Genomic DNA, 12516 nt, shown 5'->3' with positions numbered 1-12516 from the left:
CGGATACCTATTTCACTTCCGGGGGTGTCTGGAAGGTGTGGTAAGGCGCAGGCGAGGGGATCGACCACTCCAGGCCCTCGGCGCCATCCCAGGGCTTGGCGGGTGCCGGCGCGCCACCGCGGATGCACTTGATGACGATGAACAGGAAGAAGATCTGCGTGGCGCCGAACATGAAGGCACCGATCGACGACACCATGTTGAAGTCGGCGAACTGCAGGTTATAGTCCGGAATCCGCCGCGGCATGCCGGCCAGGCCAACGAAATGCATGGGGAAGAAGGCCATGTTCATACCGATGAACGACAGCCAGAAGTGCAGCTTGCCAAGGGTTTCGTCATACATGTGCCCGGTCCACTTCGGCAGCCAGTAATAGGCCGAGGCGAAGATGCCGAAGATCGCCCCCGGCACCAGCACGTAGTGGAAATGCGCCACCACGAAGTAGGTGTCGTGGTACTGGAAGTCGGCCGGAGCGATTGCCAGCATCAGCCCCGAGAAGCCACCGATGGTGAACAGGATGACGAAGGCGATGGCGAACAGCATCGGCGTCTCGAAGGTCAGCGAACCTTCCCACATGGTGCTGACCCAGTTGAACACCTTCACCCCAGTGGGTACGGCGATCAGCATGGTGGCATACATGAAGAACAGTTCGCCGACCACCGGGATGCCGACCACGAACATGTGGTGAGCCCAGACGATGAACGACAGGAAGGCAATCGCTCCGGTGGCATAGACCATCGAGGTGTAGCCGAACAGCGGCTTGCGCGAGAACGCCGGGATGATCGAACTGACCGCACCGAAGGCCGGCAGGATCATGATGTACACCTCGGGATGGCCGAAGAACCAGAACACGTGCTGGAACAGTACCGGGTCACCGCCCCCGGCGGCGCTGAAGAAGCTGGTGCCGAAGTGGATGTCCATCAGCATCATGGTCACCACGCCCGCCAGCACCGGCATCACCGCAATCAGCAGGAATGCGGTAATCAGCCAGGTCCAGACGAACAGGGGCATTTTCATCAGGGTCATGCCGGGCGCGCGCAGGTTGAGGATGGTAGCGATCACGTTGATCGCACCCATGATCGAGCTGATGCCCATGAGGTGGATGGCGAAGATGAAGAAGGTCACGCTGGCCGGGGCGTAGGTGGTCGACAGCGGGGCGTAGAAGGTCCAACCGAAGTTCGGCCCGCCGCCCGGGGTGAACAGGGTCGAGACCAGCAGCAGAAACGCCGCCGGCAATAGCCAGAAGCTGAAGTTGTTCATCCGCGGCAAGGCCATGTCCGGTGCCCCGATCATCAGCGGGATCATCCAGTTGGCCAGGCCGACGAAGGCCGGCATCACCGCACCGAACACCATGATCAGGCCATGCATGGTGGTCATCTGGTTGAAGAACGCCGGCTCCACGATCTGCAGCCCGGGCTGGAACAGCTCGGCGCGTATCACCATGGCGAACGAGCCGCCGAGCAGGAACATCATGAAGCTGAACCACAGGTACATCGTGCCGATGTCCTTGTGGTTGGTGGTCAGCACCCAGCGCATCAGGCCTTTGGCGGGGCCATGCGCATGCTCATGGCCGTGGGCGTGGTCGTCGATCACTGCACTCATGTCCTGTCTCCTGCAATCCACTGACTGCGGCGAATGGCCCGGCTCATTTCGCTTCTGCCTGCTTGAGCGCCAGCACATCCTTCGGCGTCACCATGTCGCCCTTGTTGTTGCCCCAGGCGTTGCGCTCGTAGGTGACCACCGCGGCGATGTCCACTTCCGAGAGCTGCTTGCCGAACGCGGCCATCGCCGTGCCCGGGCGGCCATGGAAGACCACGCTCAAATGCTCTTCCTTCGGCCCGGTCGCCACCTTCGAGCCTTTGAGCGCTGGGAACATCGGCGGCAGGCCCTGGCCTTCGGCTTGGTGACAGGCCACACAGGTGGTGTGGTAGACCTTGTCGCCACGCTCGACCAGTTCCTGCAGGGTCCATTCTTTGCTGGTCAGCTCCTTGAGCTTGGCCGCCTCTGCCTTGCGTTCACCGAGCCAGGTGTCGTAGTCGGCCTTGGACTTGACCTCGACCACCACCGGCATGAAGCCGTGGTCCTTGCCACACAACTCGGTGCACTGGCCGCGGTAGATGCCGGGTTTCTCGATGCGCGTCCAGGCTTCGTTGACGAACCCGGGGATGGCGTCACGCTTGACCGCAAAGGCTGGCACCCACCAGGAATGGATCACGTCGGCGGCAGTCACCAGGAAGCGCACCTTCGCCCCCACCGGCAGCACCAGCGGCTGGTCGACCTCCAGAAGGTAGTGCTCGTCCTTGGGTGACTTGTTGTGAATCTGGTCGGCGGGCGTGGCCAGGTTGCTGAAGAATTCCACGTCCTGGCCCAGGTACTTGTAATGCCACTTCCACTGGTAGCCTGTGACCTGGATGTCGATGTCCGACTCACTGGCGTCGTAGATGTCGATCAGGGTCTTGGTGGCGGGGATGGCCATAGCCACCAGAATTAGGAACGGGACCACGGTCCAGAGAATTTCCACCCAGGTGTGCTCGTGGAAATGCGCGGCCTGCTGGCCGGTGGAGCGGCGGTGGAGGACCATCGACCAGAACATCGCGCCGAACACCACGATGCCGATGATCACGCAGATCCAGAAGATGGTCATGTGCAGGTCGAACACGGCGTTGGAGACTTCCGTCGCCCCTGGCGCCATGTTCACGGTCCAGGCGGCGTTGGCCTGACCGAAAACCGACCACAACAGAAGGCCCATCCAGACATGTGGATGTCGCATCATTGCGGGTTCCCCTTCTAATTCTTGTTGTCCCGAAGGCATGGCCTGCGGCAAGCGGGAACGGCGGTCAAGACTGCCTGGCTTCGACGACCGAGCCCCTGCGAAAGCAGACGGGCCTCATCAACGAATCACGTTCAACCCGAGTATAGACACCGACCAATGGCACGCAATGCGAGGGGAGAAATGAACTGGGCGAATTCGTGAAATACCGCGCAAAGCGCATGCTAGATAGGGTCTGGCATAATAATGGCACTTCAATATAGCCAAGAGCGCACACGTTTGCGTGGTTTATAACAAATGAGTCTTAGGTATTCGGTATACCGAGCTAATTTAGTGTCTTCCGTTTGAAACGTCTTGTCCCTGGAGTTGTCATGAACATCGCTGCTGTACGCGAGCAAATAAGCCAAGCCCACGATCACGAAAGCCGCACCGGCCAACTGAAAGAGCGTCTCGAGCTGCAACTGCCCCACCTGCACCCCTCGATCCAACTGCCTGAGCAGGACGCCCAGGGTACTTTGGCGCGCTTCGTCAGCGCTTATATCGAACAGGTTCCGGAAATGCTGGAGGCCGCTCACACCGTGGCCCGCGAAGCGGGAATCGAATCCCAGATCAAACCTGTGCTGAAAATTGCCGAGGCCTATTTCCTGCAGCCGCCGAGTGTGATGCAGGGGCATGTGGGCCTCGACTGCCTGCTGGATGAGGCTTACCTGGCGCATCGCCTGGTAGAGGAGGTCAACGACTTGTACATCCGCCACTTCCAGCAGCCTCTGATCCCGGTGGACACCACGGTGGCCAACCTGATCGCCCACCACTTGATCGGCGAAACCTTCGCCAACCAGCTGGATGAGGTGGTGCACCACTCGGTGGATGAGATGCTGGACGACGAAAGTTTCGCCGTGGAGTCGGTGGAGGCCTATCGCGAAACCCTCAGCAGCCCGCAGACCGGCGAGGCATGGAAGCGCTGGCCGTGCCTGTCGCGCCAACTGGGCGTGGAGCTTGGCCAATCGGCCTGACCATTGGGAACGGGCTCCAACTGATCTGCTGTACCGCGCACGGATAGATTCTTCCCGCCTTCGTTCGGAGGCTTTCCCTTGATAGGCGAGGAAGATTCTATGAGCATCAAATGGAACAGGCTTTATACCGACCTGCTACGCGGCAGCCGTTCTACGCTATGGGGCAACTGGGCACTCAATCCGGTTATCAAACCAGGAGCGGTAGGCATCATCGACCCAGCTTCCGGAGACTTCACCCTGGTCAGCGAAACACTCCCGAACGTGCAAGTCACCAACGTTCAGCATGGACGCCGCTGGGCCATCAGTTCCAAAGACGTTTCCCGCAAGGAAACCAAGGCGAATGTATCCGGAACGGTAATGGACCCCGCCTCGGGCGTTCAGGTCAAGCCAGATATGACGCTGGAGTGGACCTTCGGCAAGGAAGAATCGATCGCTTCGGAGTTTGCCCTCAATGGCGAACAGCGGTTAAGCGACCTGGCCCTGATCCATGACCAATACGACTGGCTGTACACCCAGGCCGAAAAGGTCGGCATGGCCAGTAATGGAAGGATTGCAGAAGGATTCGGCGTGGTGACCAGCGTCATCCTGGCCGACAGCGGCGTGAACGCCGGAGCAAAGAGCAAGAACGCCAAGTTTTCCCTTTCAGGCTCGGCCAGTGGCATGAACACGTTGCTGGGCGAAAACGGCATTTCCGGCAAAGGCGGGGCAACGTTCATTTCCAACCGCGATACGTCATCGGTGGAATCGCATACGCTGCCTGCAAAGGATGGCCAGATTGCAACCATCCCCCTGCCCGTAGCCTACAGCTTTGCATCCTTTGGCCCCGACAGGCTGATCATTCCGATCTGGGTCCGGAAAATCGGCAGCCTGCAACTGGCTGTGGACAGCAAGGCCAGCTCCTTTGCCACCTATACCACCAAAGTGTCCATTGCCTATGACCTGGCGGGTAAGAGTCGCATTACAGAAGGCCCGATAACCGTTACCGGAGGCCTGTCGACCAACTTCGACATTCCAATGGGAGCCAGGAACCTGGAGTTCAAGGCCGAGTTCGTCAATCTCGGCGATAACCAGGCGGTCACGAAGCAGTGGGCTACTCCGCTCAGCCAGTGGGTAGGCGGTAGCCGGACCATCAACCTGCTCGGTACATGGCCCGGCTCGCCCTCCATTCACGTCGTAGAAGAAGACTGACCTCAGCACTCTGCCGCGGTACGCACACGCCCCTCTATCCTGCGCTTGAACCCACGTTGCTCGATGAGCAGGCGCGACCCGACACTGCGTTGGGCGCGCCCCCAGTCTTCCAGCATTTCCAGTACGGAATGGTCGATGTAATGGAGGTTGGTCAACGGCACGTGCAGTTGCGTGCCGGCAGGTACCTTGTCCAGCACCTGGGTCAGCGCAGGCACCTTGAGGAATGTGGCTGCACCACTGAGCCGCAGTTCCATGTGCCGAGGCTTGTCCAGGCTGATCAGGTTGATCTTCAATCGCGCTGCCTGCAGTGCCAGCTTCAGCAAGGTGAGGGCGAAGCCCAGCAGCACACCGGTCAGCAGGTCAGTGAAGATGATCGCGAGTGCGGTGGCCGCATAAGTGAACATCGGCATCCGGCCATACCGTCCCAGGCCACGGAACGCCTTGAAGTCCACCAGCTTGATACCTGTGAACACCAGCACCCCAGCCAGGCTCGCCACCGGAATCTGCTGCAGCACACTGCTCAATACCACAACGAACGCCAGCAGCCACAAACCATGCAGGATGGCAGAAGCCCGGGTCTGTGCTCCCGCCTGGACATTGGCCGAACTGCGTACGATCACACCGGTCATCGGCAACGCTCCCAGCACACCGCAGAGCATGTTGCCGATACCCTGGGCCGAAAGCTCGCGGTCGAAGTCCGAGCGCTGGCCGCTGTGCATGCGGTCGACTGCCGCAGCGGAAAGCAATGTCTCGGCGCTGGCGATGAAGGCCAGGGCGAAGGCGGCAACCAGCAGCGTAGGGTCGGCCAGCTTCATCAGGTCATCTGGGCGAACCCAGTCGATGGCCTGGGAAAGGTCCGCCGGCACCTGCACACGGTTCACCGGCAACGCCAGCCAGAGGCTGATCACCGTCATTGCCGCCACCCCAAGCAAGGCACCTGGAACGAAGCGCAGCCGCTGCGGCCGCCAGCGCTCCCAGCCCCACATGATGGCGATGGTACCGAGCCCGAGGGCACCGGCCTGCCAGCCGGAACCTGGACTCTCCAGCGGCAGAGCAGCGGCGACTGTCGCCGGAAACTCCAGCAGGTTCTGCATGCCGGACGGTTGTGGCGCGGTATCGAACATCACATGCACCTGGGACAGCACGATCAATACGCCAATGCCGGCCAACATGCCGTACACCACTGCAGGCGCCGTAACGCGAAACCAGCAGCCCAACTGCAATCGCCCGGCCAGCAACTGCAAGAGCCCCGCGAGGAGCAGGATCGGCCCGAGCATAGCCATGCCATGCTGGCGCACCAGCTCGAATACCAGCACCGCCAGGCCTGCGGCGGGGCCACTGACCTGCAGCGGCGAGCCAGCCAGAAAGCCCACCACGATACCGCCGATGATCCCCGTTATCAGGCCCTTGGCCGGAGGCATGCCCGAGGCGATGGCAATGCCCATGCACAACGGCAGGGCGACCAGAAACACCACTACCGAAGCCAGCAACTCACGCGGCAGTGCCGCTTTCAACTGTGTCATGTTCACCGTATTTCTCCTTTCTCAGTCGCACGGCCATTCCTCTGGCCGTGGGCACGTTGGCCCCTGACGAACGCGCAGGCGCAGGCCGCCGGCGAACATGCCGGCAAGGCAGTCAGGGAATTCAAGGCAGCAGAAGGCCGCGCCACACCCATGAGGGTGCAGCCGGCTATCTAGGTTCTAGCGTTGAATGGGTCGCTTAGTAGCGGCCTCTCGGAGTAGCGCAGGGGACCGGCTCGCCAGCAGCCAGTGGCAGGAAGCTGTCGCTGAGGGCGTCGTAGGCTTCGATCTTGCTGGTCTCGATGTCGTAGACCCAGCCATGGATGTACAGCTCGCCAGCCGCAAGGCGCGAAGCCACCGAAGGGTGGGTGCGCAGGTGGTGGAGCTGGGCGATGACATTTTCCTTGGTCAGCACCTGCATGGTTTCGTGCTCGCTGCCGCAGGAGCAATTGTTCTCGACCACGGTACGCGCCACTTCGGCATGACGCAGCCAGGCGGAAACGGTCGGCATCTTGGCCAGCGATTGCGGGTTGAGCACCGCGCGCATGGCACCACAGTCGGAGTGGCCGCAGATGATGATGTGGTGAACCTTCAGTGCCGAGACAGCGTACTCGATGGCGCTAGAAACGCCGCCGTTCATCTGCCCATAGGGCGGTACCACATTACCGACGTTACGGGTCACGAACAGGTCGCCCGGTGAGCTCTGGGTAATCAGCTCGGGGACGATGCGCGAGTCGGCACAGGTAATGAACATGGCGCGCGGGGTTTGCGCGGTGGCGAGCTTCTTGAACAGCTCTTGTTGCTCGGGAAAGACGTCATGGTGAAAACGCAGGAAGCCGTCGACGATGTGCTTCAGGGCGGCATCGGCGCTTTCCGCCGGGGCCTGCGGAATGACCTTGGATGGGTCCTTGACGGGCATGATTCATCCTCTTGACGGTGTTTTGGTAAATCCAGTTTACCGGTGAAAGATTCTGGCTATGCAGGGTTTTAGATGACACGCACGGGCCATAGATCACAGTCTTCGTTGACTGGTTTCCTACGCTAACGGGGAAAACTTAACTGAAACTTAATTCGAAGGCTCTAGAACGGGCGTTCCAGAAGGAAAAGGCGGGAGATGAATAATAGCAAAAAAGCATCAGCTGCCAAGACCCTCGAATAGAATTATGTGCTTGGATGAGCGCGATTGAGGGATCAAAACAGTGCCATCTGCCCGCCCGGTGGGCAGAATGCCGAGCAATCCAGCGCCTGGGCCTCTCGCCCTTCGAACTCCAGCCGACGCATCGCCTTGGCGAAGCGTTGCGCCAGCAGTTCGGCGAACACACCTTCTCCGCGCATCCGCGTGCCGAATCGGCTGTCATACAGCTCGCCACCCCGGCTTTGCCGAATCAGACTGAGCACATGTGCCGCTCGCTGCGGGTAATGGTCGTGCAGCCACTGCTCGAACAACGGCGCCACTTCCAGTGGCAGGCGCAGCATCATGTAGGCCGCGCTTTGCGCGCCAGCCTCCTTGGCGGCTTCGAGCAGCCGTTCCAGCTCACTGTCGTTGATCATCGGAATCATCGGTGAGCACAGCACCCCAACCGGTATACCCGCTTCGCGCAACACCCGGATCGCCCGCAACCTCGCCTTGGGTGATGCCGCACGCGGTTCGAGCACTCGCTTGAGGTCGTCGTCCAGGGTGGTCAGGCTGATCATCACCCTCGCCAGCCGTTGTCTGGCCATCTCGGCCAGCAGGTCAAGGTCGCGCAGCACCAGCGAGCCCTTGGTGACGATGGTCACCGGATGACGGAAACGCAGCAGCACTTCGAGCAAGCGCCGGGTTAATTGCTGTTCGCGCTCGATCGGCTGATAGGGGTCGGTGTTGGAACCCAGATTGATCGGCGCGCAGACGTAACCCGGCTTGCTCAGCTGCTGTGCGAGCACATCGGCGGCATTGGTCTTGGCGATCAGCTTGGTTTCGAAGTCCAGCTCCGGTGAAAGGTCCCAATAGGCATGGGAGGGGCGGGCGTAGCAGTAGATGCACCCATGCTCGCAGCCCCGGTAGGGGTTGATCGAACGGTCGAAGGGCAAGTCAGGCGAAGTATTACGGGCGATGATGGTCTTGGCCGTTTCGATCCTGACCTCGGTGCCCTGAGTGAAAGGCACTTCCTGGTACCAGCCGTCATCCTCCGCCACCGAATGGCTCGGGGCAAAGCGATTGTGCGGATTGTGCGCCGTGCCACGGCCCTTTTGCGGTGCTGGAGAAATCATGGCCCACCCCGATACTGTATCTACATACAGTATCGCGACAATCACGATTCCTCCAGCACCTTCGGTCAGCCAGGCAACGCTCAGTCAGCCGGCTTCTTCAGCTTCGGATTAGGGAAGAACTGCACCGTTTGCACCTTGGCGGGGGCGGCCTTGGGCTCCAGATGGTTGACCCGGGTACCCAGCTCCTTGGGAACCGACAGGCCCTGTTCGTTAAGGGTATCGGTGAAGCCGCAAGCCACGCATTCGCGGTGTGGCACACCGTCCTCGTTCCACATCATCAGCTTGTCCGGCTCGCTGCACGCCGGGCAAACCGCCCCGGCAATGAAGCGCTTCTTGGTCTTGTTCACAACTACCTCGCTCATGCCGCCGCGCCTTCGCTCAGGCCGCTGTGGCGCAACAGTGCATCGATGGAAGGCTCACGGCCACGGAAGTCGACGAACAGCACCATCGGCTCGCGGGAACCGCCACGGGCCAGGATCGCTTCACGGAAGGCGCGGCCGGTATCGGCGTTGAGTACACCCTCTTCCTCGAAGCGCGAGAAGGCATCCGCCGACAGCACTTCGGCCCACTTGTAGCTGTAGTAGCCGGCCGCATAACCGCCCGCGAAAATGTGCGCGAAGCTGTTGGGGAAGCGGTTGTACGCCGGTGGGCGCATGACCGAAACCTCGTCACGCACGCCTTCGAGCACCTGCAGCACGCTGCGGCCATCGCCGTGGCTTGCATGCAGCTCGAAGTCGAACAGCGAGAACTCCAGCTGGCGCACCATCATCATGCCTGACTGGAAGTTCTTCGCAGCCAACATCTTGTCCAGCAGGTCCTGGGGCAGTGCGGCGCCGGTCTCGTAGTGGCCGGAGATCAGGGCCAGGCCTTCCGGCTCCCAGCACCAGTTTTCCATGAACTGGCTCGGCAGCTCGACCGCATCCCAGGCCACGCCATTGATGCCGGAAACGCCGGCATGCTCGATGCGGGTCAGCAGGTGGTGCAGGCCGTGGCCGAACTCGTGGAACAGGGTGGTGACTTCGTCGTGGGTCAGCAGCGCAGGCTTACCGGGCGCAGCTGGAGTGAAGTTGCACACCAGGTTGGCCACCGGGCTTTGCAACGCCCCTTCAGCGGTACGGCGACGATCGCGAGCACCGTCCATCCAGGCACCGCCTCGCTTGTTGGCGCGGGCATAGAGATCGAAGAAGAAACGGCCGACGTGCTGGCCGTTTTCCTTGATCTCGAACAGGCGAACATCCGGGTGCCAACTGTCGAAGCCCTTGAGCTCGGCGATTTCGATGCCGTACAGGCGCTGGACGATACTGAACAGGCCGGACAGCACCTTGTCGATCGGGAAGTAGGCGCGCAGGGCTTCCTGCGACACGCTGTAACGCTGTTCGCGCAGTTTTTCGCCAAAGTACCCGGCGTCCCAGCTGGCCAGCTCGGCACAGCCCTGTTCGGCGGCATAGGCCTTGAGCTGCTCCAGGTCCTGGGCGGCGAATGGCTTGGAACGCTTGGCCAGATCGCGCAGGAAGCTCAGCACCTGGTCGCTGGACTCGGCCATCTTGGTGGCCAGGCTCAGTTCGGCGTAGTTCGGGTAACCCAGCAGCTGGGCCAGCTCCTGGCGCAGGTCGAGGATTTCGCGCATCACCGGGCCGTTGTCGAACTGGCCGGCATTCGGGCCCTGGTCGGAGGCGCGGGTGCAGTAGGCGGCGTACAACTCTTCGCGCAGGGCGCGATCGCTGGCGTAGGTCATGACCGCGTAGTAGCTGGGGAACTCCAGGGTAATCAGCCAGCCTTCGAGGCCCTTGGCCTGGGCGGCGGCGGCCATCTGTGCCTTGGCCGAGTCGGTCAAGCCGGCGAGGGCGGATTCGTCGGTGACGTGCTTGGTCCAGGCCTGAGTGGCGTCGAGCAGTTGGTTCGAGAAGCGGCTGCCCAGCTCGCTGAGCTTGCTCTGCACTTCGGCGTAGCGCTGCTGCTTGTCGGCCGGCAGGTCGATACCCGACAGGCGGAAGTCACGCAGGGCGTGCTCGAGGATGGTTTTCTGCGCCACGTCGAAGCTCGCAGCCTCCTGGCTGTTGATCAATGCCTCGTAGGCCTCGAACAGCGCACGGTTCTGGCCCAGTTCGGTAGAGTAGGCACTCAGCGCCGGCAGGCAGGACTCATAAGCATCGCGCAGTTCAGGGCTGTTGCACACCGCATTGAGGTGGCTGACCGGGCTCCAGGCGGCGCCCAGGCGGTCGTTCAGTTCGTCCATGGCCAGCACCAGGCCGGCCCAGGTGGGGTTCTTGCCTTGCTTTTCGAGGATCTGGGCAATGGCCTTGCGGTTATCGGCCAGGATCTGTTCGATGGCCGGCAGCACGTGTTCGGCACGGATCGCCGAGAAGGGCGGCAGATCATAGGATTGCAGAAGCGGGTTGTTGGCACTCACGGTTTGGATACCTTGGCAGAAGAAACACTGCCCCATCTTAATTACAATCGACGCCGACCGCAGCAGGCAGCCTGCCTATCGGCACAGATGAGAGACGCTATCATGGCCATCCGAAGCTTCCAGCAACACACTCCGAAAGTTGCAGCACGGGCCTTTGTCGACCGTTCGGCGGTGGTGCTGGGCGACGTGGAAATCGGCGAAGACAGCTCGGTGTGGCCGCTGACGGTAATCCGCGGCGACATGCACCGCATCCGCATCGGCGCCCGCACCAGTGTGCAGGACGGCAGCGTGCTGCACATCACCCATGCCGGCCCGTTCAACCCGGACGGTTTTCCGCTGATCATCGGCGACGAAGTGACCATCGGCCACAAAGTCATGTTGCATGGCTGTACGCTGGGCAGCCGTATCCTGGTTGGCATGGGGAGCACCATCATGGACGGCGCCATCGTCGAGGACGAGGTGATCATTGGTGCCGGCAGCCTGGTGCCACCGGGAAAACGCTTGGAAAGCGGCTACCTGTACGTGGGCAGCCCGGTGAAACAGGCGCGGCCGCTGAGCGACAAGGAACGCGCTTTTTTCCCTTACAGCGCCAGCAACTACGTGAAGCTCAAGGACCAGCACCTGGCCGAAGGCTACGACCAACCTGAATGACTTGAGTGAACCCTCAGACATGCACCAGCAGAACATCCTTTTCGACCTCGACGGCACCCTGACCGACCCGCGCCTGGGCATCACCCGCTCGATCCAGTACGCCCTGGCCAAACTGGGCATCGACGAGCCGGACCTGACGCGCCTTGAGCACTTCATCGGGCCACCCCTGCTGCAGGCCTTCATGCAGTTCTACGACTTTGACGAAGCCAAGGCGTGGGACGCTGTGAACTTCTACCGAGAACGCTTCCGCGTCACCGGCTTGTACGAGAACCTGGTGTTCGACGGTGTGCCGGAGCTGCTCCAGGCGTTGAATGGCCAGGGCCGTACCTTGTACGTCGCCACTTCCAAGCCTTGGGAGTTCGCCCGTGAGATCGCTCGGCACTTTGAGTTCGATCATCACTTCAAGGTCATTTACGGCAGCGAACTGGATGGCACTCGCACCAACAAGGTCGAGCTGATTCGTCATCTGCTCGATGAAGAGGGGCTGGACCCTGCGCAGACGCTGATGATCGGTGACCGCAAGCACGACCTGATCGGCGCGCGCAGCAATGGGTTGCAGGCGGTGGCGGTGGGGTACGGATTTGGTAGCAGGGAAGAACTGATGGCCGAGGCGCCGGCGTTCCACTTTGCCACCGTGGCAGAGATGCACCAGGCATTCACCAAGGCCTGAGCACATTGGGGCTGCTTTGCAGCCCATCGCCGGCAAGCCGGCTCCTACA

General features: G+C 61.4%; 11 protein-coding genes. 4 read left to right on the top strand and 7 right to left on the bottom strand.

The window, feature by feature from the left end; translation table 11 throughout:
* Window positions 1-7 precede the first annotated feature (7 nt).
* Window positions 8-1597, bottom strand: a complete 1590-nt coding sequence (ctaD, locus tag KU43P_RS00300) for a cytochrome c oxidase subunit I (RefSeq protein ID WP_317660539.1) — start codon at window positions 1595-1597, stop codon at window positions 8-10.
* A gap of 43 nt (window positions 1598-1640) precedes the next feature.
* Window positions 1641-2768 (bottom strand): cytochrome c oxidase subunit II, encoded by a 1128-nt coding sequence (gene coxB, locus KU43P_RS00295; protein ID WP_317660538.1) that lies wholly within the window; start codon window positions 2766-2768, stop codon window positions 1641-1643.
* A gap of 368 nt (window positions 2769-3136) precedes the next feature.
* Here coxB and KU43P_RS00290 point away from each other — a divergent pair, with 368 nt between their 5' ends.
* Window positions 3137-3778 carry a hypothetical protein gene (locus KU43P_RS00290; protein ID WP_317660537.1) on the top strand — a complete coding sequence of 214 codons (642 nt, stop codon included), beginning with the start codon at window positions 3137-3139 and terminating at the stop codon, window positions 3776-3778.
* Window positions 3779-3877: 99 nt separating this feature from the next.
* Window positions 3878-4966 carry a hypothetical protein gene (locus tag KU43P_RS00285; protein WP_317660536.1) on the top strand — a complete coding sequence of 363 codons (1089 nt, stop codon included), beginning with the start codon at window positions 3878-3880 and terminating at the stop codon, window positions 4964-4966.
* Window positions 4967-4968: 2 nt separating this feature from the next.
* Here KU43P_RS00285 and KU43P_RS00280 read toward each other — a convergent pair whose 3' ends face one another.
* The 5 genes from KU43P_RS00280 to prlC form a co-directional block, all read right to left on the bottom strand.
* Window positions 4969-6489 (bottom strand): SulP family inorganic anion transporter, encoded by a 1521-nt coding sequence (locus tag KU43P_RS00280; protein ID WP_411567230.1) that lies wholly within the window; start codon window positions 6487-6489, stop codon window positions 4969-4971.
* A gap of 196 nt (window positions 6490-6685) precedes the next feature.
* Complete coding sequence (locus tag KU43P_RS00275; protein WP_008092112.1) at window positions 6686-7405, bottom strand: carbonic anhydrase; 720 nt, start codon at window positions 7403-7405, stop codon at window positions 6686-6688.
* 272 nt (window positions 7406-7677) lie between these two features.
* Window positions 7678-8736, bottom strand: a complete 1059-nt coding sequence (locus tag KU43P_RS00270) for a PA0069 family radical SAM protein (RefSeq protein WP_317660534.1) — start codon at window positions 8734-8736, stop codon at window positions 7678-7680.
* 80 nt (window positions 8737-8816) lie between these two features.
* Window positions 8817-9098 carry a YheV family putative zinc ribbon protein gene (locus tag KU43P_RS00265; RefSeq protein ID WP_317660533.1) on the bottom strand — a complete coding sequence of 94 codons (282 nt, stop codon included), beginning with the start codon at window positions 9096-9098 and terminating at the stop codon, window positions 8817-8819.
* Entirely contained in the window at window positions 9095-11182 is a 2088-nt protein-coding gene (gene prlC / locus KU43P_RS00260) for an oligopeptidase A (RefSeq protein ID WP_317660532.1), read from the bottom strand. The genes KU43P_RS00265 and prlC overlap by 4 nt, the downstream gene beginning before the upstream one ends.
* A 66-nt stretch (window positions 11183-11248) precedes the next feature.
* Here prlC and KU43P_RS00255 point away from each other — a divergent pair, with 66 nt between their 5' ends.
* Both KU43P_RS00255 and KU43P_RS00250 read left to right on the top strand, forming a co-directional pair.
* Complete coding sequence (locus KU43P_RS00255) at window positions 11249-11797, top strand: gamma carbonic anhydrase family protein (protein ID WP_317660531.1); 549 nt, start codon at window positions 11249-11251, stop codon at window positions 11795-11797.
* Between the two features lie 19 nt (window positions 11798-11816).
* The gene (locus tag KU43P_RS00250) at window positions 11817-12467 is read left to right on the top strand and encodes an HAD family hydrolase (RefSeq protein ID WP_317660530.1); all 651 of its coding nucleotides are present in this window, start codon (window positions 11817-11819) and stop codon (window positions 12465-12467) included.
* Window positions 12468-12516 lie beyond the last annotated feature (49 nt).

Origin of the sequence: Pseudomonas sp. KU43P (assembly GCF_033095865.1) — a bacterium.
Taxonomy (GTDB): domain Bacteria; phylum Pseudomonadota; class Gammaproteobacteria; order Pseudomonadales; family Pseudomonadaceae; genus Aquipseudomonas.
Note: the sequence above shows the minus strand (reverse complement) of the source record. Positions and strands in the feature narration are given on the sequence as shown.